The 20,028-nt window shown below is 59.5% G+C and carries 20 protein-coding genes and 4 pseudogenes; 12 read left to right on the top strand and 12 right to left on the bottom strand.

Features of this window, described 5'->3' with window-relative positions; genetic code table 11:
- Nucleotides 1–46 precede the first annotated feature (46 nt).
- The gene (locus tag RS887_RS17345) at nucleotides 47–838 is read left to right on the top strand and encodes a crotonase/enoyl-CoA hydratase family protein (RefSeq protein WP_322616284.1); all 792 of its coding nucleotides are present in this window, start codon (nucleotides 47–49) and stop codon (nucleotides 836–838) included.
- Nucleotides 839–949: 111 nt separating this feature from the next.
- Here the strand turns inward: RS887_RS17345 and RS887_RS17340 are convergent, their stop codons facing one another.
- Nucleotides 950–1,705, bottom strand: a complete 756-nt coding sequence (locus RS887_RS17340; protein ID WP_322616283.1) for a spermidine synthase — start codon at nucleotides 1,703–1,705, stop codon at nucleotides 950–952.
- A 150-nt stretch (nucleotides 1,706–1,855) separates the two neighbouring features.
- Here RS887_RS17340 and RS887_RS17335 point away from each other — a divergent pair, with 150 nt between their 5' ends.
- Nucleotides 1,856–3,202, top strand: coding sequence for a class II 3-deoxy-7-phosphoheptulonate synthase (locus tag RS887_RS17335; RefSeq protein ID WP_322616282.1), 1,347 nt, complete (start codon nucleotides 1,856–1,858; stop codon nucleotides 3,200–3,202).
- Nucleotides 3,203–3,300: 98 nt separating this feature from the next.
- Here RS887_RS17335 and RS887_RS17330 read toward each other — a convergent pair whose 3' ends face one another.
- Both RS887_RS17330 and RS887_RS17325 read right to left on the bottom strand, forming a co-directional pair.
- Nucleotides 3,301–4,530 carry a winged helix-turn-helix domain-containing protein gene (locus RS887_RS17330; protein ID WP_322616281.1) on the bottom strand — a complete coding sequence of 410 codons (1,230 nt, stop codon included), beginning with the start codon at nucleotides 4,528–4,530 and terminating at the stop codon, nucleotides 3,301–3,303.
- A gap of 80 nt (nucleotides 4,531–4,610) precedes the next feature.
- Nucleotides 4,611–4,826, bottom strand: a complete 216-nt coding sequence (locus RS887_RS17325) for a DUF1127 domain-containing protein (protein WP_008017198.1) — start codon at nucleotides 4,824–4,826, stop codon at nucleotides 4,611–4,613.
- A gap of 95 nt (nucleotides 4,827–4,921) precedes the next feature.
- Between RS887_RS17325 and RS887_RS17320 the strand changes: the two genes are divergently transcribed.
- On the top strand, nucleotides 4,922–5,776 hold the full coding sequence (locus RS887_RS17320) for a LysR substrate-binding domain-containing protein (RefSeq protein ID WP_322616280.1): 855 nt from the start codon (nucleotides 4,922–4,924) through the stop codon (nucleotides 5,774–5,776).
- Here the strand turns inward: RS887_RS17320 and RS887_RS17315 are convergent.
- Nucleotides 5,766–6,515 carry a sulfite exporter TauE/SafE family protein gene (locus RS887_RS17315; protein WP_322616279.1) on the bottom strand — a complete coding sequence of 250 codons (750 nt, stop codon included), beginning with the start codon at nucleotides 6,513–6,515 and terminating at the stop codon, nucleotides 5,766–5,768. The genes RS887_RS17320 and RS887_RS17315 overlap by 11 nt on opposite strands.
- Before the next feature lie 110 nt (nucleotides 6,516–6,625).
- Between RS887_RS17315 and RS887_RS17310 the strand changes: the two are divergent.
- The 6 genes and pseudogenes from RS887_RS17310 to RS887_RS17290 all read left to right on the top strand — a co-directional run bounded on the left by RS887_RS17310 (nucleotide 6,626) and on the right by RS887_RS17290 (nucleotide 11,265).
- Nucleotides 6,626–7,583, top strand: a pseudogene (locus RS887_RS17310) (LysR family transcriptional regulator).
- A 67-nt stretch (nucleotides 7,584–7,650) separates the two neighbouring features.
- A pseudogene (locus tag RS887_RS17305) lies at nucleotides 7,651–8,111 on the top strand (MarR family winged helix-turn-helix transcriptional regulator).
- A gap of 86 nt (nucleotides 8,112–8,197) precedes the next feature.
- On the top strand, nucleotides 8,198–9,001 hold the full coding sequence (locus tag RS887_RS17300) for an IS110 family transposase (protein WP_322616278.1): 804 nt from the start codon (nucleotides 8,198–8,200) through the stop codon (nucleotides 8,999–9,001).
- A complete protein-coding gene (locus tag RS887_RS30620) occupies nucleotides 8,907–9,209 on the top strand; it encodes a transposase (protein ID WP_416339977.1) in 303 nt (100 codons plus the stop codon). Before RS887_RS17300 ends, RS887_RS30620 begins: the two co-directional genes overlap by 95 nt.
- Nucleotides 9,210–9,795: 586 nt before the next feature.
- Nucleotides 9,796–10,215 carry an organic hydroperoxide resistance protein gene (locus tag RS887_RS17295; protein WP_046031808.1) on the top strand — a complete coding sequence of 140 codons (420 nt, stop codon included), beginning with the start codon at nucleotides 9,796–9,798 and terminating at the stop codon, nucleotides 10,213–10,215.
- 34 nt (nucleotides 10,216–10,249) lie between these two features.
- Nucleotides 10,250–11,265 (top strand): annotated as a pseudogene (locus tag RS887_RS17290) (alpha/beta hydrolase).
- Nucleotides 11,266–11,661: 396 nt separating this feature from the next.
- Here RS887_RS17290 and RS887_RS17285 read toward each other — a convergent pair.
- The 3 genes and pseudogenes from RS887_RS17285 to earP all read right to left on the bottom strand — a co-directional run bounded on the left by RS887_RS17285 (nucleotide 11,662) and on the right by earP (nucleotide 14,570).
- Nucleotides 11,662–12,685: pseudogene (locus tag RS887_RS17285) on the bottom strand (IS110 family transposase).
- Between the two features lie 124 nt (nucleotides 12,686–12,809).
- Nucleotides 12,810–13,379, bottom strand: coding sequence for an elongation factor P (locus tag RS887_RS17280; RefSeq protein WP_007983530.1), 570 nt, complete (start codon nucleotides 13,377–13,379; stop codon nucleotides 12,810–12,812).
- A 48-nt stretch (nucleotides 13,380–13,427) separates the two neighbouring features.
- Complete coding sequence (gene earP / locus RS887_RS17275) at nucleotides 13,428–14,570, bottom strand: elongation factor P maturation arginine rhamnosyltransferase EarP (protein WP_322616277.1); 1,143 nt, start codon at nucleotides 14,568–14,570, stop codon at nucleotides 13,428–13,430.
- 124 nt (nucleotides 14,571–14,694) lie between these two features.
- On the opposite strand from earP, the gene RS887_RS17270 reads away from it, so the two are divergent.
- Complete coding sequence (locus RS887_RS17270) at nucleotides 14,695–15,105, top strand: hypothetical protein (RefSeq protein WP_322616276.1); 411 nt, start codon at nucleotides 14,695–14,697, stop codon at nucleotides 15,103–15,105.
- Between the two features lie 2 nt (nucleotides 15,106–15,107).
- A complete protein-coding gene (locus RS887_RS17265; protein ID WP_085715325.1) occupies nucleotides 15,108–15,590 on the top strand; it encodes a GreA/GreB family elongation factor in 483 nt (160 codons plus the stop codon).
- A 9-nt stretch (nucleotides 15,591–15,599) separates the two neighbouring features.
- On the opposite strand, the gene cysB is transcribed toward RS887_RS17265, so the two are convergent.
- The 5 genes from cysB to RS887_RS17240 all read right to left on the bottom strand — a co-directional run bounded on the left by cysB (nucleotide 15,600) and on the right by RS887_RS17240 (nucleotide 19,554).
- Complete coding sequence (cysB, locus tag RS887_RS17260) at nucleotides 15,600–16,574, bottom strand: HTH-type transcriptional regulator CysB (protein ID WP_008023282.1); 975 nt, start codon at nucleotides 16,572–16,574, stop codon at nucleotides 15,600–15,602.
- Between the two features lie 113 nt (nucleotides 16,575–16,687).
- The gene (locus RS887_RS17255; RefSeq protein ID WP_322616275.1) at nucleotides 16,688–17,191 is read right to left on the bottom strand and encodes a universal stress protein; all 504 of its coding nucleotides are present in this window, start codon (nucleotides 17,189–17,191) and stop codon (nucleotides 16,688–16,690) included.
- Between the two features lie 95 nt (nucleotides 17,192–17,286).
- Nucleotides 17,287–18,192: a 5'-nucleotidase gene (locus RS887_RS17250; RefSeq protein ID WP_057397252.1), complete on the bottom strand. Its 906-nt coding sequence runs from the start codon at nucleotides 18,190–18,192 to the stop codon at nucleotides 17,287–17,289.
- A 25-nt stretch (nucleotides 18,193–18,217) separates the two neighbouring features.
- Nucleotides 18,218–19,171, bottom strand: a complete 954-nt coding sequence (locus RS887_RS17245; protein ID WP_322616274.1) for a putative 2-dehydropantoate 2-reductase — start codon at nucleotides 19,169–19,171, stop codon at nucleotides 18,218–18,220.
- Nucleotides 19,168–19,554, bottom strand: coding sequence for a thioredoxin (locus tag RS887_RS17240; RefSeq protein WP_322616273.1), 387 nt, complete (start codon nucleotides 19,552–19,554; stop codon nucleotides 19,168–19,170). The genes RS887_RS17245 and RS887_RS17240 overlap by 4 nt, the downstream gene beginning before the upstream one ends.
- Between RS887_RS17240 and RS887_RS17235 the strand changes: the two genes are divergently transcribed.
- On the top strand, nucleotides 19,553–19,996 hold the full coding sequence (locus tag RS887_RS17235) for a PilZ domain-containing protein (protein ID WP_043302712.1): 444 nt from the start codon (nucleotides 19,553–19,555) through the stop codon (nucleotides 19,994–19,996). The two genes, RS887_RS17240 and RS887_RS17235, sit on opposite strands and share 2 nt — an antisense overlap.
- The last annotated feature ends 32 nt before the right edge of the window (nucleotides 19,997–20,028 follow it).

Here is a 20,028-nt window from a genome sequence, read left to right as displayed (position 1 = left end):
CAGACCGCAGGTCCCCGCACGCCTTTCCTACCCCGAGGATCGCTCCATGAATCAGCCCAGCTCCAGTCGAGTCAGCCGCGAACGGCGTGGTCATGTGTTCCTGATCGGCCTGGATCGGGTGGCCAAGCGCAACGCCTTTGACCTCGACCTGCTCAACGAATTGAGCCTGGCCTATGGCGAGTTCGAAGCCGACAGCGAGGCGCGCGTGGCGGTGGTGTTCGGTCATGGCGAGCACTTTACCGCCGGGCTCGATCTGGTCAATGCCAGCGTCACGCTCGCAGACGGCTGGCAAGTCCCCCCTGGCGGCTGTGATCCGTGGGCGGTGTTCGCAGGTCCCAGGGTCAGCAAGCCGGTAATCGTCGCCGCCCAAGGCTACTGCCTGACCATTGGCATCGAGCTGATGCTGGCTGCCGACATCAACCTGTGCGCCAGCAACACCCGGTTCGCCCAGATGGAGGTGCAGCGGGGAATCTTCCCGTTCGGCGGTGCCACCCTGCGCCTGCATCAGGTCGCCGGCTGGGGTAATGCCATGCGTTGGTTGTTGACCGGGGATGAATTCGACGCCCGGGATGCGCTGCACCTGGGCCTGGTACAGGAAGTCATGGCCAGTGAGGACTTGCTACCCCGGGCAGTTGAACTGGCCGAGCGGATCGCCCGCCAGGCACCGCTTGGGGTGCAGGCAACACTGATGTCCGCGCGACAGGCCCGGTATGAAGGAGAAACCGCAGCGGCGCAGGGATTGCCAGCGCTGGTCAAGAAGTTGATGGCCAGCGAGGATATCAAGGAAGGTGTGCGGTCGATGGTGGAGCGACGGCCGGGCGTCTTCAAAGGGCTTTGAGGGATGTATTGACTGTAAGGGCCCCTTCGCGAGCAGGCTCGCTCCCACATTGGATCGCGGTTCAATTGTGGGAGCGAGCCTGCTCGCGATGAGAGCCACACAGACAGTGACTTATGTTGCTGGGCGGATCGCCTTGATCAACGACTCCAACGAATAACCTAGCTGCGGCGCCAGCGCTTCAGCCCGGTCAATAAGCCCTTGCATATCCAGTTCCTGATCCAGCTCCGACGGCACGATCAGAATCACGTTGCCCTCCTTCACCGGCAGCTCCCAGTAATGCCGGTGATACAAACCGCGCAACAAGGCAGCGCCCAAGGGTTTGCCATCGTCGGTTGCCCATTGATTGATGACCAGCCAGCCACCCGGATTCAATCGCTTCTGGCAGTTTTCCAGAAAGCTCCAGGCCAGGTGCCCGACACCTGGACCGACATCGGTATAAAGGTCGACGAAAATCAGATCGGCCGACTCGGCAGTCTCGAGCAGCTCCAGCGCATCGCCAACGCGGATGTACAGGCGCGGATCGTCATCCAGCCCCAGGTATTCAATGGCCAGGCGCGGTACGTCCGGACGCAGTTCAATGGCTTCGACATCTTCCAGCGGCAGGAACTTGAGACAGGCCTGAGTCAGCGTCCCGGCGCCGAGGCCGAGAAACAGCGCGCTTTCCGGATGCTCATGGCACAGCGCCCCGATCAGCATCGCCCGGGTATAGTCGTATTCGAGCCAGCTCGGATCGGCCGTGAACACACAGCTTTGCTCGATGGCATCACCGAACTCGAGAAAACGGTAATCGGCCACTTCCAGCACACGAATCACGCCGAACTCGTCCTGTACCTCGGCGAGCAGATGCTCGACGCGCTCCTCAGTCATTTCATCTCCTGATCGTCACCGGGGCCGGCAACGCAATAACACCGCGTGTAGAGAGCGGCAAAGGCGAGATTGTCGGCGAAGCGACGGGAACAGGTCACGCACTAATTTGCTGATAACATGGAGGTCCGAGCGAAAACACTAGAGACCGTGATGAGCCAACCCTGGAGCCCCGACAGCTGGCGCGCCCTGCCGATCCAGCAACAACCCCAATACCCCGACGCCGCGCATTTGCAGCAGGTCGAGCAGACCCTGGCCAGCTATCCGCCACTGGTGTTTGCCGGTGAAGCCCGGGAGTTGCGCCGTCAGTTTGCCGAGGTGACCCAGGGCCGCGCGTTTCTGTTGCAAGGCGGCGACTGCGCCGAAAGCTTCGCCGAATTCTCCGCCGCGAAAATTCGCGACACCTTCAAGGTGTTGTTGCAGATGGCGATCGTGATGACGTTTGCCGCCGGCTGCCCGGTGGTCAAGGTCGGACGCATGGCCGGGCAGTTCGCCAAGCCGCGCTCGGCCAACGACGAAACCATTGATGGCGTGACCCTGCCCGCCTACCGTGGCGACATCGTCAACGGCATCGGTTTCGACGAAAAAAGTCGCGTGCCGGACCCCGAGCGCCTGTTGCAATCCTATCACCAGTCCACCGCCACCCTGAACCTGTTGCGCGCGTTCGCCCAGGGCGGTTTTGCCGATCTGCATCAGGTGCACAAGTGGAACCTGGACTTCATCGCCAACTCGGCGTTGGCGGAAAAATACAGCCACCTGGCCGACCGCATCGATGAAACCCTGGCGTTCATGCGCGCCTGCGGCATGGACAGTTCGCCGCAGCTGCGCGAAACCAGCTTCTTCACCGCCCACGAAGCGCTGCTGCTGAACTACGAAGAAGCCTTCGTGCGTCGCGACAGCCTGACCAATGATTACTACGACTGCTCGGCCCACATGCTGTGGATCGGCGACCGCACCCGCCAGCTCGACGGTGCCCACGTCGAATTCCTGCGCGGGGTGAATAACCCGATCGGGGTCAAGGTCGGCCTGAGCATGAACCCTGACGACCTGATTCGCCTGATCGACGTGCTCAACCCGGACAACGACCCGGGCCGCCTGAACCTGATCGCACGGATGGGCGCGAACAAGGTCGGCGATCACTTGCCGCAGCTTATCCGTGCCGTCCAGCGTGAAGGCAAGCAGGTGCTGTGGAGTTCCGACCCGATGCACGGCAACACGATCAAGGCCAGCAGCGGCTACAAGACCCGCGACTTCGCGCAGATCCTTGGCGAGGTGAAGCAGTTCTTCCAGGTGCACGAAGCCGAAGGCAGCTATGCCGGTGGTATCCACATCGAAATGACCGGGCAGAACGTTACCGAGTGCATCGGTGGTGCGCGGCCGATTACCGAGGACGGCTTGTCGGATCGCTACCACACCCATTGCGACCCGCGGATGAATGCCGATCAGTCGCTGGAGCTGGCGTTTTTGATTGCCGAGACACTGAAGCAGGTTCGGCGCTAAATCGCGCCGCCCCCTTCGCGAGCAGGCTCGCTCCCACATTGGTTCTGCACTGTGCACAAATCAAGTGTGGGAGCGAGCCTGCTCGCGATGGGGCCAGCTCAGTCACCGCCAATTTGTATGAGCGCCACCCGCAACCGCGCCGCACTCGCCCGCGGGCAATTCAACTGAACCTGCGCCAACCCCAGCCAATCCGCCATCTGCCGCAGATTGACCGCCAATGCCTGCATCCCCTCGTCGTCCAGCCCGGGCTCCTCTTCATGCACCGCATGCACGGCCAAACGGCCGGTCGCCCGTTCGGCGCGCAGATCGACCCGTGCGGCAATCCGTTCGTTGTGCAAAAACGGCAGGACGTAATAGCCATAAACGCGCTTGTCCTGCGGCGTGTAGATTTCCAGTCGATAGCGGAAATCGAACAGCCGCTCAGTCCGGCTGCGCTCCCAGATCAACGAATCGAATGGTGAGAGCAATGCGCTGGCCGCGACTTTGCGCGGCACTTTTGGCTCGGGCAGACAATAAGCCGGCTGTCGCCAGCCCTGGACTTCGCAGGTGAGCAATTCACCGGCCTCGACCAACTCAGTCAAGCGCAGGCGGCTGTCCGCAGGGTTCAAGCGAAAATAGTCACGCAAGTCCTTCTCCGTACCGACACCCAAGGCCGTTGCCGCATGCCGCAACAGGCCATGCTGGGCATCGCCTTCACTCAGGACTGGGTGCGCAAGAATCGCCGAAGGAATCACCCGCTCCGGCAGATCGTAGAGCCTTTCGAATCCGCGCCGTCCGGCAACGGTCACTTCACCGGCAGCGAACAGCCATTCCAGCGCATGCTTTTCCGCGCTCCAGTCCCACCAGGGTCCGGCCCGCTCCTGACGGGTCGACAGGCTCCCGGCGCCAAGCGCGCCCTGCTCCTCAACCGATGCCAGCACCCGCCGAATCGTGTCTTGCTGCTCACGCCCGAAACGCGCCAATTGCTGATAAATGTCTTCGCCACGGCTCGCACGCTGCATGCGCCAGCGCATCAACGGGTACATGGAAAGAGGCAGCAACGAGGCTTCATGACCCCAATACTCGAATAGTGTTCGTCGACGGCCCTGACTCCAGGCAGCCTGATCAAGTAAATCGGAAGAATAATTGCCGAGGCGGGAAAACAGCGGAAGGTAGTGCGAACGCACCAATGCGTTGACCGAATCGATCTGCAAAATGCCCAGCCGTTCGATCAGGCGATTGAGCGCAACAGCCTTGATCGCCGCTGGCGGCTGCCGCCCGTTGAACCCTTGGGCGGCCAGCGCCAGACGCCGAGCCTGTTTGAGGGTAAAGGACAATGTTGCGGGCATGGGTGCCTCCTTGTCTGCTCGCAACCTACCTCACCGGTAAGGGGTTTGTGTAGCGTGGCTTTCATCAATTAATTATCGGGTCATTTATGCATCGGATCATTCCAGAACGGTTTGATCGACTCGTTTTCCACATCCGCACGGCTCATGCCGATGTCCTTGAGCGCTTCGTCGCTCAAGCTCGCCAGCAGTTCGCGCTCGCGATGCAGTTCGTACCAGCGGCCGAACTTGTGCAGCAGATCGGATATCAGGTGAATCGAGTGTTTTTCTGCACCATGGAACTCGTGTTGACCTTTCATCTTGTTGCCCTCCGTTTGGATGGCTCCAGTCTCGCGCCGGGTCTAAGATCAATCCAACGAATGTTTCTGATGTCACATATCTCGGAGATTGATGGATGTCCGCCTACCCGAGTATCGATACCGAAGTGTTGCGCACCTTCGTCGCCATCGCCGACCAGGGCGGCTTTACCCGCGCCGGCGAAATGGTCAACCGCACCCAGTCAGCCGTGAGCATGCAGATGAAGCGACTGGAAGAAGATGTGCTGCAGCGCCAGTTGTTCCAGCGCGACGGACGGCAGGTGCGACTGACGGCCGAAGGCCAGGTGTTGTTGGGTTATGCGCGGCGGATCCTCAAGCTGCACAGTGAGGTCTTCAATACGCTGCGTGAGCCCGACATGATCGGCACAGTGCGCATCGGTACGCCGGACGATTATGTGATGCGATTCCTCCCGGGGATTCTGCGCCGATTTGCCCAGTCCTACCCGCTGATTCAGATAGAAGTGCACTGCGAATCATCGAAACAATTGTTGATGCGACAAGATCTGGACCTGTCCATCGTCACCCGCGAACCGGGCAGCGAAATCGGCCAGCTGTTGCGCAAGGAACGTTTTGTCTGGGCCGAGGCGCAATGCTACAGCGCTCATGAGCAGACGCCGCTGCCGCTGGCAATGTTCAACAGTGATTGCTTCTGCCGCCTGTGGGCCTGCAATGCTCTGGATGCCCAGGGGCGCGATTACCGGGTGGCGTATAACAGCGACAGCCTGTCGGCGATCATGGCGGTGGTCAGTGCCGGCCTGGCGGTCACCGCGCAGCTTGAAAGCCTGATCACCGCAGACATGCGCATCCTCGGTGAAGCCGAAGACCTGCCGCTGCTGCCCGAGGCCAGCATCATGCTCGTGCGCAACCTGCATAACCCGTCACCGATCACCGAATGCCTGGCCGAACACATCATCGAAGGCTTCAAACTTTGAAGGCGAGCATCACCGCACAGAACACCAGGAACCCGCAAAACAGCCCGCGCAGCAGCCGTTCCGGCAAAGCGTGGGCAACCTTCACGCCCCAACTGATGCTCATCATCCCCCCGACCGCCAAAGGTAAGCCGATCATCCAGCTGACCTGATGGTGCACGGCGTAAGTCACCAGCGTCACCCCCGTACTCGGCAAGGCCAGCGCCAACGACAACCCCTGCGCAACCACCTGGCTGGTGCTGAACAGACTGGTCAGCACGGGTGTCGCCACCACCGCGCCACCCACGCCGAACAACCCGCCCATCGTGCCAGATGCAGCGCCAAGCAGGCCCAGCCAGGGCCATGAGTATTTCATCTGCGAAGCCGCTGGTGCGCTGGCGGTGAACATGCGAACGAGGTTGTACGCCGACAGCGCGATTAGAAAGGCGACAAAGCCTATGCGCATGATTTGTGCATCAATGCCCACCGCCCAGATCGATCCGAGCCAGGCGAAGCAGAACCCCATGATGGCCAGCGGTAACGCGTGGCGCGGTTCGATCCGGTTGCGTTGATGATAGCGCCACAGCGCCAGCATCACGTTCGGCACCACCATCACCAACGCTGTGCCCTGGGCAATCTGCTGGTCGAGCCCGAACAGCACGCCCAGCAATGGAATGGCAATCAGGCCGCCGCCGATTCCAAACAAACCGCCAAGCGTGCCCAAGGCAGCGCCGAAGACCAGATACATCAAAAACTCAATCACGGCCGATTTCTCCTCACGTCACCCTATCGATCCTACGCAGTTGCTTATGGCGCGGAAACGCACAGCGACGCACAATGGCTGTGCCAAATCCGCACAAGCGCAGACCTGACATGAACCCCAATCAACTGACCGATCAACTGGCCTTGTTCCTTGATGTGCTGGAAACCGGTAGCTTTTCCGCCGCCTCGCGCCGTCATCCGATGACCCCCTCAGCGGTGGCACGGCGGATCGACAGCCTGGAAAACGCGGTCGGCAGTCAGCTGTTCATCCGCAGCACTCATGCGGTACGTGCCACCCCGGCGGGACTGGCCTTTGCCGAGCGAGCACGGCGGATCGTCGCCGAGTTGCGCCTGGCCCGGGCCGAAGCGGTTTCCTTGAGCAGCGCGCCGGAAGGTCTGATCCGTATCGATGCGCCAGCAGCCTTTGGGCGCCGGCATCTGGCACCAGTGATTGCCGACTTCCTCATGCTCTATCCGGGACTCGATGTGCAACTGCACCTGATCGACAGTTTCGTCGACATGCAGGGCCAGAACCTTGGCAAGGTCGATCTGGTGCTGCGCGCCGGGCAATTGGCCGACACCCGGCTGGTGGCCACGCCACTGGCGAGCTTGGTGCGAATCGCTTGCGCCAGCCCTGATTATTTACGGCGTCGCGGCGTGCCGACCGATCCCGTCACAGCTGATCGAACACGCGACGGACTCGACTGGGATGGCTGGCCCCGCTTTTCGCCTGGCGTTTCGAGCGCGACGGGCAAATGCGTTGCACCGGCCGGCGCGGGTGCGCATGAGCGCCAACAATGCCGAGGCGTTGGTATGCGGCGCCTTGGCCGGACTGGGTATCGCGCACCTGCCAACCTGGCTCGCCAGCGAGTACCTGTTGCGGGGTGAATTGCTGCCGCTGTTCTGCGATAGCGGCCTGCCGAAACCGGAAAGCGCCGGCATCTATGCCTTGCGCCTGGAACAACAACCCAACTCCCGCAGTCGTTTGTTGCTGGAGTACCTGAAAACCCGCTTCAGCCCGGTTCCACCCTGGGATCTGGTGCTGCAAACCCATTTGCAACGGCACTGATCAGAATTATCTGGCGCATTAAAGATTCGCCCGCTAGATTCTTAAGATCACAGACCAAGGCTTCGACATGACCACCGAGCGCAACACCCCGGATAACTGCGACAACCTGCTGCTGGACAATCAGGCCTGCTTCGCCCTGCATTCCACTTCGCTGATGATGACCAAGGTCTACAAACCTCTGCTGCAAGCGCTGGGCCTGACCACCCGCAATACCTGGCGATGATGGTGTTGTGGGAACGGGACGGTTTGACCGTAGGCGAAATCAGCACGCGGTTGCTGACCGACCCAGGCTCGTTGACACCGCTGCTCAAGCGCCTGGAAGCCGAAGGCCTGCTCAGCCGAACCCGCAGCCGTGAAGACGAGCGCGTGGTGATCGTCGAGCTCACCGAACAGGGCCGGGCGTTGCGCGACAAGGCTCGTGATATTCCCCAGTGCATCCTCGGCGCCAGCGGGATGACACTTGAGCGCCTGCAAAACCTGCAAGCGGAACTGCAAGCGCTGCGCAGCCACCTTCAAGACAGCCTGTAATTTCAAGCCCCTCTAATGAAATGGCTCCCCCACACCCTGTGATCGCTCTCTAAGCTTTCACAGGGTGTCTTACGGAGGCTATTGCCATGAACAACGTTGCCATTGTCGCTATCGATCTAGGGAAACATACCTTCCATCTGCACGCGCAAGATGATCGCGGTCATGAGCTCTTACCACAAGAAATTCAATCAGCGCAGGTCTGGCCAGGCACCTGGCCAACCTTGAAACCGTGCACGGTGGCGATGGAGGCCTGTGGTGGCGCCCGCTACATGGCGCGGAAGCGGCAAAATGGGGCCATGTGCCCAAACTCATTGCCCCCACCTCGTGCGTCCCTACGTGAAAGCAACAAGAACGACTTCGCCGATGCCATGGCGATTTGCGAGGCGAGCCACCGCCCGACCATGCGTTTTGTGCCCCCTAAAACCGAAGCGCAACAAGCGCTGGCCATGCTCACTCCGCAACGCGACGCCTACATCAAGGAGCGTACGGCCAGCGTCAATCGGATTCACGCCGGCCTGTTAGAGGTCGGTATCAGCCTGTCCCCAGGCTTTCACGCCATCAAGGAACTGCCAGCGCTGCTGGAGGCGTGTTCATTTTCTGCGCAGATCAAACAAATCCTGCTGGGGCTGCGTGAGCACTTCAATTATCTGGACGGGCAGGTCAAGGCACTGGACAAGCAGGTTGAACGCCAGGCCGCTGAAGATGATCTGGCTTCTCGCCTGATGACAATTCCTTGCGTCGGTCCGATCACCTCCAGCGTCCTGGCTGCGGAGTTGGGCAACGGTCAGCAGTTCAGTGCGGTCGAGACTATTCAGCCTCGATTGGTTGGTGCCCAAGCAACACTCCACCGGCGACAAGACGGTACTTTTGGGGATCAGCAAACGCGGTGACCGGAATCAGAGACGGCTGCTTATCCAGTGCGCCCGTGTATCTGATGGGGCTGGAACGACAGACAGGAGCGCTGGCCGATTGGGTCCGCCAACTGCTGGCTCGCCATCATTCCAACCGTGTGGTCTGCGCTGGCCAACAAACTGGCAAGAATCGCCTGGTCGATCGCCGCTCACCACGATGAATTCAAGGCGGGGTCAAGCGCGATGAACGCTTGACCCGCTGCCACCCGAGCACCACCCACCTGGTTTTGCGATGTTGGATAACAGATGACGTGAACGGCCAACCGGCCTGACGACTACCCTGGCTCCCACAAGGCTGAAAAAGCCTCTTTCTATGAAGGGCCGTCAGGCGCGATTCTCATCGAGGCGCAGGGTCGCCACCCAGACGCCGGATAGATGAAAGCAAGCCAAACACGCATCAAAAAACAGTATTGCAGAAATGGGGGATCCTAGATGGGGGAGCGAGCCTGCTCGCGATTGCAATGTCACATTCAACATTGATGTTGGCTGACACACCGTAATCGCGAGCAGGCTCGCTCCCACAGTAGCTCTGCGGCGTACCGAAAAACGTGTTCGCCACCGCTTCCTAAAAAAAAACCAGACTGAAAAACCTCGTTCCGACAGCTCTAAATCAAAGCTTCCAAGCAAAACCGCCCTGCTGCCCTTTGGTACTTTCCAAATTTTCTTGAAAATTTATCTTGTGCGCTAAACATTAGCGCGATACATTTATTTCGCACTTACTTAGCGCACAAACATTTGGCGCAAATACACAACCCCTGAACGAGGCTTTCACCATGCAAACTCTCTACACCGCAATCGCAACTTCCACCGGTGGCCGTGACGGTCGTGCGGTTTCCAGCGACAACATCCTCGACGTCAAGCTCGCCACTCCGAAAGAACTCGGCGGTGCTGGCGGCGCAGCCACCAACCCCGAGCAACTGTTCGCCGCCGGCTACTCCGCCTGCTTTATCGGCGCCTTGAAATTCGTGGCCAGCCAGACCAAGCGCAGCATCCCGAACGACGCTTCGATCACCGCCCACGTCGGCATCGGCCAGATCCCTGGCGGCTTCGGTCTGGACATCGACCTGCACATCAGCCTGCCGGGTCTGGAACAAGCCGATGCACAAGCACTGGTCGACGCAGCCCACCAGGTCTGCCCGTACTCCAACGCCACCCGCGGCAACGTCGATGTGCGCCTGCACGTGACCGTCTAACCGCCCACTACCCAGTCCCGAACAGGAAACGAACATGAACACTTTCAGCAAAGTCTTGACCGGTACTCTTCTCGCCCTGTCGATCAACGGCGCATTCGCGGGTGATGGCGTTGAACACAACACCCAGGCGTTCCTCGATGTGCTGAATGCCGGCACCGGCAAACCGCTTGAACAGCTCAGCCCAAAAGATGCCCGCGCCGTGCTGGTGGGCGCGCAGGCCGGGGTGAAACTGACACTGCCAAAGGCCGATGTCAGCCAGAAGACCATTCAAGTCGATGGCCAACCGCTAAGCCTGACCATCGTCCGGCCGGCCGGGGTCAAGGGTGAGCTGCCCGTGTTCATGTTCTTCCATGGCGGCGGCTGGGTACTGGGAGATTTCCCGACCCACGAGCGGCTGGTGCGTGACCTGGTGACGGGTTCGGGGGCAGCGGCCGTATTCGTGAACTACACGCCATCGCCGGAAGCGCATTACCCGGTGGCGATCAACCAGGCTTACGCGGCGACCCAATGGGTGGCCGAGCACGGTAAAGAGATCAACGTCGATGGCAAGCGCCTGGCGGTGGCCGGCAACAGCGTCGGCGGCAACATGGCGGCCGTGGTTGCGCTGATGGCCAAGGACAAGGGCACACCGGCGATCAAGTTCCAGGTCCTGTTATGGCCGGTGACCGATGCCAACTTTGAAACCGCGTCCTACAACCAGTTTGCCGAAGGGCACTTCCTCACCAAAAATGCGATGAAGTGGTTCTGGGACAACTACACCACCGACGCCAATCAGCGCAACGAGATCTACGCCTCCCCCTGCGCGCGACCACCGCCCAGTTGAAGGGATTGCCTCCAGCGCTGGTGCAGACCGCCGGTGCCGACGTGTTGCGCGACGAAGGCGAAGCCTACGCCCGCAAACTGGACGAGGCCGGCGTGCCGGTCACTGCGGTTCGCTACAACGGCATGATCCACGACTACGGTTTGCTCAACGTGGTGAGCCAGGTGCCAGCGGTGCGTTCGGCGATGCTGCAGGCGTCTGAAGAGCTGAAACAACACCTGAAGAAGTAACACCGCCCCACCCTGTACCCTGTAGGAGCGAGCTTGCTCGCGATGGTTGTTAACGATAACGCGGGCTATCTGAATGCCCGCGTTGACTGGCGTCCATCGCGAGCAAGCTCGCTCCTACAGTGGGTGGAGTGTTTCAGGCACAAAAATGTATGGTCAGCCCATCTCCTGCAACCTCATTGGTTGTTTTCGGTAAAGCTGGCTTGCGCTAATGTATTCGGGCTCATGGTGAGCGTTGCTGGAACAACGCTCGGCCCTCGATGAGTAGCCGCTCCCGACTGTCCTGAAAAAGCCCTCAGCCTCTAAAGCTGAATTTTGTGCCAGGTCCTCAGTCGGGCCGTTTGCCGTTTACTGTCATCAGTCAGTGACGTCGCAAAAGCCGGTGATAACGCTGTACGTTCAAGCGTTCGGATGTGGGTCGTACTGGCCGCCTTTGGCCAGTACCGCCCACACGATTCGCGCCAGTTTGTTGGCCAACGCGCACGCTACGACATTGGAATGTCGGCGCGTCAGCAGTTCTCGAACCCAAGGCCCCAGGGCATCTTCCCGCTTGTCGATATAACGCATGATGGCTCGCGCGCCCTGCACCAGCAGTTGGCGTATGTGCTTGTCGCCACGCTTGCTGATCCCCAATAGCACTGTTTTCCCTCCCGTTGAATACCTGCCTCGGCACCAGTCCTAATGAAGCGGCAAAGTCGCGTCCACTTCGATAGTTCGACGCATCGCCCACATCCGCCAGTACTGCGCTGGCAGTGATCGGGCCGATGCCTGGAATACTCTGCAAACGACGCCCGGCATCGTCTTCTTTCAGCTGCTGCTTCAGGTCGGACTCGATGTCCTTGATTTCATCATTGAGCTGTTGAATTTGACGATAAAGACGCATCACCACGCCCTTCAAGCGCACAGGAACGGGGTGTTGTGGATCGTCCAGCAGCGCCGGCACGCGGTGCAACGCAATAACGCCAATAGGCAGGCTGATCCCGAACTCCAGCAGAAAGCCATGAATCTGATTGGTCGCGACAGTGCGATGGCCAATCAATGATTCGCGGACACGGTGCAGCGCTGAAAGCGTTTGCTGCTCTTGGGTTTTGATCGAGCAGAAGCGCATCGCGGGGCGGCTCGCCGCCTCGCAAATCGCTTCGGCATCAATGAAGTCGTTTTTGTTGCCTTTGACGAATGGTTTTACGTACTGCGGGGCGATTAGCTTCACCTCATGGCCCATTGCACCGATCTGTCGAGCCAGCCAATGGGCGCCACCGCACGATTCCATCACCACCGTACAGGCCGGCAGCTGGGCCAATGTGCTGAGCAACTGAGCGCGGCTGGTTTTCTTGCGTAAAACCTGATGACCTTTGGCGTCCTGGCCGTGCAGGTGGAAACTGTGTTTTCCAATGTCGATACCGAGAAGCGTCATCGTGTTCATGAGAGATCCTCCGCCGAAAACGAGAAAAGCCCTGCAAGCGTAAACCTGCAGGGCTTCTCGGTCAGGCTGACCATCTCATTAAGCCCGACTCAATGGTCGGGCTTTTTCATTCCTCAAGCTGTGCTTATTTGGCACGGCCTTTGTAGGAACCGCCTTCGCGGGTATCAATCTCAATCATATCGTCGATATTGATGAAGTCAGCAACCGACAGCTCGGTACCGTTCTTCAGTTTGGCAGGCTTCATCACCTTGCCGGAAGTGTCGCCGCGAGCGGAACCTTCGGTGTAGGCAACCTGACGCACGATGGTGGTCGGCAGTTCTACGGAAACCAGACGGCCTTCGAAGAACACGGCTTCGCAAACGTCGGTCATGCCTTCTTCAACGAACGGCAGAACGGCTTCGATGTCTTCGGCGTTCAGCTCGTACATGGTGTAGTCGGTGGTGTCCATGAACGTGTAGGAGTCACCGCTGATGAAGGACAGGGTCGCTTCTTTGCGATCCAGGATCACGTCGTCCAGCTTGTCGTCCGCACCGTATACGGTTTCGGTCTTGTAGCCGGTCAGCAGGTTTTTCAGCTTGGTCTTCATGATCGCGCTGTTACGACCGGACTTGGTGAATTCAGCTTTCTGAACCAGCCAAGGATCGTTGTCGATACGGATCACGGTACCGGGTTTGAGTTCTTTACCAGTTTTCATTGCGAATATCCGAATTTGGATGGGATTTACAAAAATCTAGGCCGCGTATCATATCCAATTTCCATAAAACTGTACCAGCGCCGTGGCAAGATCAGCCTGCAAGGCTTGTTCCAGACACCACGCTTCGGCGTGTTTTTCCAGCTCTGGCCAGTGTTTACGGGTGAATTGCCAGTGGTCGGCCATTTTCTCACCGGCGTTCCACGCCCGCCAGAGACCGCTGATCGCCTCCCGCGCCGGGTCCGAAAGCCCCTTTATATAGAGTTCGAGGAAGGCGTCGAGTTTGTCCAGATGGATATCTTCTTCCTGCCGGTAAATGTGCCACAAAAATGGCCGGCCGGCCCATTGGGCACGCACAAAGGAGTCTTCGCCGCGCACGGCATTGAAATCGCAACACCACAGCAACTCGTCGTATTGGTCCTGGCGGACGAATGGCAGCACTTGTACGGTCAAGGCTTCACGCACATGCACGGCTCCGGCTGCCAGCCCCTCGACACCGAGCCAGCGTTCGACGTCACCGAGTATCCGCCCTTCCGGCACCAGCAGATGAGTGGACGTCGAATCGCCTGCCATCGCATCGAGCCAACTGGCCAACCCGGTGTTTTCGTAGGCAAACAATGAGATCAACTGCGCGCCGGGTGCACGATCAATTCCCAAACCTTGCAGAAATTCTTTTTGAGCCTGCGGGTCTTGCTGAAATTGCCGACGACGCTCAAGCAACCCGCGCTCCCGTATCAACCCGCCCGTGCCCTTCTGGAACCCCGGAAAGAAAAAGAACTTCTGTACGCTTTTGTACTTCACCGAGGGCAGACCGTGACAGCCGATCACCCAGTCTTCGGCACTCAGGTAATCGAGGTTCATCCACAGCGGCGTCTTTTCCCTTTCAGCCATGGCGTCCATATAAGCGCTCGGCAATTGGCAGGCGAATGCGGCAATCACCACATCGGCGGCTTCCGTCGGCTGCCACTCGGCTGGCCATTGCCGCACTTCGACGCCTTGCTGCCACTGCTGCGCGGCGTGGGTGTCGATTTCCGGGCAAAGGCGCTCGAACGCTCGCAGATCATCGACCCATAGACGTACCGCCAGCCCATGTTCGGCCACCAGTTGCCGGGCCAGTCGCCAGGTCACGCCGATGTCGCCGAAGTTATCGACCACGGTGCAAAAAATATCCCAGCGGGTTTTCAATTCAGGCATTCCAGGCTCCCGTTGGCAAAGGCGCCGATTGTCCGCATAAATTACCCCGTGCAGAAGAGCCGACGGCGATTATTCTTCATGCGACAATCACCGCTCGCCAGTGACCTTTCGCCAGGAGGCAACCATGCCCCACCGCCCCACTCCGCGCCGATCCTTCCCATTTCGCCTGAGCGCCCTGCAGTTGACCGGCAGCATCGCCCTCGGCATGTGGCTGGGATTCATTGCCATTGTGCTGACTTGCTGGCTCGCTTCGCGCCTGCTGTTCAGCGAACAACTGGCACCTGTAGCGGCAGCGGTGGAGCAACTGGCCAAGCCACCGGTGGTGGTTCAACCGATACCGGACATCCCGCCCCAGAGCCCGCTGTTCGAGCAATACGAAGAAAACCTGCGCAAGAACGAGCAGCAGCAACGGCTCGATCAGGCCCGTAGCAGCAGTCGTAACCTGTCCAACCCAAGCTGTCAGTTCTGGCTGCAACAGGACCGGACTGCACCCAGCGAAAAAAGCCGCGCCAACGTCCTGCAATTCTGCGATTGATCATGAATAAACACAGCGTCCACCAACTGATTCTCGACAGGCTGCGCATCGATCTCGACATCGCTGAACGGGCCGCGCAAACCGCTTACGAAACGGCGACCCATGAAGAAAACATCGCCGAGAACAAGTACGACACCCTAGGACTGGAGGCTTCATATCTAGCGGCCGGACAAGCCAGAAGGGTCGAGGAGATTCGCCAGTCACTGACCCTCTGCCAGAACCTGGCCCTGCGCCCGTATGACGATCAGCGGGGCATCGAAGTGGGGGCGCTGCTGGGGCTCGAGGACGAAAAGGGCCGCGAACAATGGCTGTTTCTCGCTCCCGATGCGGCCGGGCTGAAGGTCGATCTGGTGGGGCAACTGATAACCGTCATCACCCCGCGCTCACCGCTGGGTAAAAGCCTGCTGGGCAAGTTCGCGGGCGATGAGGTGGAGATCATGGTGGCGGGTGCTCGGCAACAGTTCGCTGTCACCGAGGTGGTTTAGGACACTCTGTCAGTGAACGGGCAGTTCGACGCCGTCGAACAGCTCTTCCAGTTCCTGCTTGTTGTGGCATTGAATGGCCTTGGCCATGACTTCGCGGGTAAGGTGCGGTGCGAACTTCTCGATGAAGTCGCACATGAAACCACGCAGGAAGGTGCCGCGACGGAAGCCGATCTTGGTGATGCTGGACTCGAACAGCTCACTGGCATCGAGCACGACCAGGTCGCTGTCGAGTTTGGGGTCGACGGCCATTTTCGCCACGATGCCCACGCCCAGCCCCAGGCGAACATAGGTCTTGATCACGTCGGCATCGGCGGCGGTGAACACGACTTTCGGCGTCAGGCCACGATGGCTGAACGCTTCGTCGAGTTTCGAACGGCCGGTAAAGCCAAACACGTAGGTTACTATCGGGTATTCGGCCAGCGCTTCGAGGGTCAGCTTCGACAACTTGGTCAATGGATGGCCCTGAGGCACGACCACACAACGGTTCCAGCGATAGCACGGCATCATGACCAGATCGCCGAACAGTTCGAGCGCCTCGGTGGCGATGGCAAAGTCCACGGTGCCATCAGCGGCCATTTCGGCGATTTGCATCGGCGAGCCCTGGTGCATGTGCAGGGCAACGTCCGGGTATTGCTTGATGAAATTGCTGATCACCGGCGGCAACGCATAACGCGCCTGGGTGTGGGTGGTGGCAATCGACAGGGTGCCTTTCTTCTCGTTGGAGAATTCCTGGGCGATCTGCTTGATGCTTTCAACCTTGCGCAGAATCTCGCCGGCAGTGGTGATGATGCGCTCACCGGCCGGGGTGACCCGGGTCAGGTGCTTGCCGCTGCGGGCAAAAACCTCGACGCCAAGTTCATCTTCCAGCAGACGGATCTGTTTGCTGATGCCCGGTTGAGAGGTGTAAAGGCTTTGGGCTGTAGCGGAAACGTTGAGGTCGTGGTGCGCCACTTCCCAGATGTAGCGCAATTGTTGAAGCTTCATATGAATCCCTCAAAGCAGGTAGACGCCACGGGCATCAGCGACGATATATAACTATATTAATGGCATGAAGAATAAATCTAGAACTTTTTTATCGGATTGCCACTATTCGTGTTCTAGAGATCCCCTTGGCGACGACGTTGCATCAGCGGCACCAGATAGACCGGCACCTTGGACAGTTGCAACACACGGGCGGCGGTTCGGCCCAAAGGCGTTTCCGCACCGGCACCGTGGCTGTGACTTCCTACGATCAACAAATCCACGGAGAGTTTCTGCGCCTGGTCCAGAATCACCTGCGATGGGTCGCCCTGCAGCACCCGTACTGCCTGAATCCGCTCCAGGTCGTGCTCCCCTTCATCCCCCAGTTCCTCACGAAAACTGTCGAGCACCCGCTGTTCGATACTGGCAATCACGGTATTCAGGCCCTGGCTGTGAAACTCATTCAACGCCTGCTCATCGAGATAGCTTTGCAGCACCGATTCGGCAAACAACCCCATGGGTTCAACCGCATGCACGACATACAAATTGGCATTGAAGGTCCGGGCCAGCTCCAGGGCATGCTGCATCACCACGGGCGCGTACAGGCCAAGGTCTGTGGCATACAGCATCGAACGAATCATATGACCTCCTCAACTGCCAACATGGCGGAGATTTGATTCAGCTTAGCAGTGCCTTGGCGACTGCGACGTCCGGCGCAACGCATTGAATGGCGGGCTTAAACCTTTTGCTCGTTGCTTATGCCATGGGGCACATGACCGGTGGCGACGACTTCACGGGCCAATTCACAGTGGCCGGCCTGATCGTCGAAAAACACGTCGGCCGCAAAGGCTTCGAGAAAGGCTGACTTGGTCAGGCCGCCAAGGAACAGCGACTCATCGAGGCGGATGTCCCATTCGCGCAACGTGCGAATGACCCGCTCATGGGCCGGCGCCGATCGTGCCGTGACCAACGCGGTACGGATCGGACAGGCGTCCTCCGGGAACTCACGCTGCAGCAGATTGAGGGCCGCGAGAAAACCCTTGAACGGCCCACCGCGCAACGGCTCGCGGGCGGCCTCACGCTCGCTGGCCTGAAATGCTTCCAGACCACCGGCCTGATAAATGCGCTCCGACTCATCGGAAAACAGCACCGCGTCTCCGTCGAAGGCAATGCGTAACTCGTCGCTGGCTGCACGGCTCGCACCACCCGACAGAATGGTCGCTGCCGCGAAACCGGCGTCCAGTGCATTGCGTACGTCTTCGGCGTGGGTCGAGAGAAACAGGTCGCAGTCAAAGGCCTTGAGGTAGGGATACGGACTGCGCCCGCCAACAAATGCCGCACGGGAAATCGCCAGTCCGTAGTGGTCAATCGAGTTGAATACCCGCAGCCCGGTGTCGGCGCTGTTGCGCGACACCAGAATCACCTCGACCCGGGCGCGACCGAGGCTGTTGTTGAGGTTCAGGAGCTTCTGCACCAATGGAAAGGCATCGCCGGGCTGGAGGATCTCGTCTTCGTGTTCGATCTGATATTGCCGGTAGGCTTCGACGCCGCTCGACAGATAGACCTTGTGGCTTTCGCTCAGATCGAACAGCGCCCGCGAAGAAATCGCCAGCACCAGCTTGTCGTCAATTGTCTTCGGCATGCCCTTCCCCCTCAGGTCGGTCGACTCAGGTGTTGCGTCGATCAATGAAACTCAAGCTGCGATACAAGGCCTCGATGCGTGGCATTTCACACCCCGCGGCCTTGGCTGCCGCCAGTGGCCGGGCGTAGATCGCCGCCAGCTCCAGCGGCCGCTTGTGCAGGAAATCGTGGTACATGCTCGGCCAGTAGTCGGGCATTTTTTCGGTCACCATGAACAAATGCTCGGCATACCCCGCCGGTACATCGTGCCCGCACGCGACTGCGCCTTGCACGACTTCAGCCATCAGCGCCTTGATCAGTTCGCGACTGTCGGCATCCGCCATCAACGGTGTGGTGCTCGCGCCCAGCAAAACCGATAGCCCGTTGTAAGGGATATTCCAGACCAGTTTTTGCCAACGCGCCTGATGCAGATTCGCCATGGCCTGGGAATCGAGGCCGGCACTGCGGAACAGACCGACGCCCTCCTCGACAATGGCGCTGCGTGTCGGCCCATCGGCGGGACCGCTGTGATAACCAACATGCACCGCGCCCAGCGCCTGATGAGTGATAACACCTGGCGCCTCGCGATGGACGCAGATGTAGCAGAGCCCGCCGAGTACATGCAGCGAATCGGGGAGCAACTCGCGCAGGCTGTCTTCAACGTCCAGGCCGTTTTGCAACAGCAGTACCTTGGCGTTCGGTGCCGCCGCCTGCAGGATGGCAGGTGCCAGGCCTGCATTGCTGGTGGTTTTCGCGCCTACCAGCAGCCAGTCGCAGGGCGGCATGTCTTCAGCATTCGAATAGGCCTGCACCGGGTTCAACGTCAGTGCGCCGTGGGGTGCGCTATCGACGCGCAACCCATGTTCGGCCACCGCGGAGAATTCGCTGCGCAACAGAAAATGCACATCAAAACCGGCACGCGCCAGCATCACCCCGTAGAAACCGCCGATTGCGCCGGTCCCTATAATGCCGATCGTCGGCCCGGCAACTGTCCCCATCATGGCAACTCCTCTGCTGTTCGACTCAGCGCCTGGCGCACCGCTCGATTGAGCTCGGTGTCAGTCAGACGAGATTTCAGTGCTCCGAAGAATTCGCCGTCGCGCACAACAAACAGCGCCGGCAAGTGAAAGACCTGATAACGCTCGACCACCCCTCCGTTATTGCCGGCATCGATCCAGCACAGTCGATCGACCGCCAGATCGAGCGCCGGCAATTGCTCGCGGGCAAAACGGCAACTGGCGCAACCGACACTGGTGAAAATAACCAGCGAAACGCCGCGCATCGCCAGCAACCGTTGGTCGGCGTCAAAATCGGTCAGTTCCAATTCGACCACTATACTGGGTGTAACAATGTCAGATGGCCGACACATGGAGTCTGTGTTCATGGGACGTTTTATTCCTCACCCTGACGATGTGCCCGTCGAATTAACGTTGCTGAAACCTGAATGTATTTCGCGACGACAGCTGCACACTATCAGCCTCGGGGGCATGGCTTGCAATTATCACCGCGCGTGGCGCCACGGCACGGCGTTGGAAGTTCGCATGCCGACCGTGAGTCCGGACGTGCGTTACCTGGGTTATGTCGCCTGGTGCCTGCGGCGCAAACGCGGTTATCTGGTGGGCATCGCCTTCGTCGACGAACAAATGCTGTTCAGCGCCCGGATGGGCGAGCAGGTGTGCCAGATCGAACGCTACTGCCGCCTGCATGACGCCCACGAGGACTTGCAGGATATTCAGGCCCTGGCCCTCGAATGGCTCCAGGAGCATGCCGATGAGTTCTCTCACGAATCGGTGCGCAAGGCTTTTGCCGAGCCTGTGTCGGATTAGGGGCATTGCCGAAGGGTTTGCCGGTCACGTTG

This window comes from Pseudomonas sp. BIC9C, assembly GCF_034541995.1.
Classification (GTDB): Bacteria; Pseudomonadota; Gammaproteobacteria; order Pseudomonadales; family Pseudomonadaceae; genus Aquipseudomonas; species Aquipseudomonas fluorescens_CC.
This window is presented reverse-complemented; position numbering and strand designations above follow the sequence as displayed.

Bases quoted from the DNA above. Each gene is read 5' to 3' on its own strand.
- RS887_RS17345 (WP_322616284.1), top strand. From the start codon at position 47: ATGAATCAGCCCAGCTCCAGTCGAGTCAGCCGCGAACGGCGTGGTCAT.
- RS887_RS17340 (WP_322616283.1), bottom strand. From the start codon at position 1,705: ATGACTGAGGAGCGCGTCGAGCATCTGCTCGCCGAGGTACAGGACGAG.
- RS887_RS17335 (WP_322616282.1), top strand. From the start codon at position 1,856: ATGAGCCAACCCTGGAGCCCCGACAGCTGGCGCGCCCTGCCGATCCAG.
- RS887_RS17330 (WP_322616281.1), bottom strand. From the start codon at position 4,530: ATGCCCGCAACATTGTCCTTTACCCTCAAACAGGCTCGGCGTCTGGCG.
- RS887_RS17325 (WP_008017198.1), bottom strand. From the start codon at position 4,826: ATGAAAGGTCAACACGAGTTCCATGGTGCAGAAAAACACTCGATTCAC.
- RS887_RS17320 (WP_322616280.1), top strand. From the start codon at position 4,922: ATGTCCGCCTACCCGAGTATCGATACCGAAGTGTTGCGCACCTTCGTC.
- RS887_RS17300 (WP_322616278.1), top strand. From the start codon at position 8,198: ATGAACAACGTTGCCATTGTCGCTATCGATCTAGGGAAACATACCTTC.
- RS887_RS17295 (WP_046031808.1), top strand. From the start codon at position 9,796: ATGCAAACTCTCTACACCGCAATCGCAACTTCCACCGGTGGCCGTGAC.
- RS887_RS17280 (WP_007983530.1), bottom strand. From the start codon at position 13,379: ATGAAAACTGGTAAAGAACTCAAACCCGGTACCGTGATCCGTATCGAC.
- earP (WP_322616277.1), bottom strand. From the start codon at position 14,570: ATGCCTGAATTGAAAACCCGCTGGGATATTTTTTGCACCGTGGTCGAT.
- RS887_RS17270 (WP_322616276.1), top strand. From the start codon at position 14,695: ATGCCCCACCGCCCCACTCCGCGCCGATCCTTCCCATTTCGCCTGAGC.
- RS887_RS17265 (WP_085715325.1), top strand. From the start codon at position 15,108: ATGAATAAACACAGCGTCCACCAACTGATTCTCGACAGGCTGCGCATC.
- cysB (WP_008023282.1), bottom strand. From the start codon at position 16,574: ATGAAGCTTCAACAATTGCGCTACATCTGGGAAGTGGCGCACCACGAC.
- RS887_RS17255 (WP_322616275.1), bottom strand. From the start codon at position 17,191: ATGATTCGTTCGATGCTGTATGCCACAGACCTTGGCCTGTACGCGCCC.
- RS887_RS17250 (WP_057397252.1), bottom strand. From the start codon at position 18,192: ATGCCGAAGACAATTGACGACAAGCTGGTGCTGGCGATTTCTTCGCGG.
- RS887_RS17245 (WP_322616274.1), bottom strand. From the start codon at position 19,171: ATGATGGGGACAGTTGCCGGGCCGACGATCGGCATTATAGGGACCGGC.
- RS887_RS17235 (WP_043302712.1), top strand. From the start codon at position 19,553: ATGGGACGTTTTATTCCTCACCCTGACGATGTGCCCGTCGAATTAACG.
- RS887_RS17240 (WP_322616273.1), bottom strand. From the start codon at position 19,554: ATGAACACAGACTCCATGTGTCGGCCATCTGACATTGTTACACCCAGT.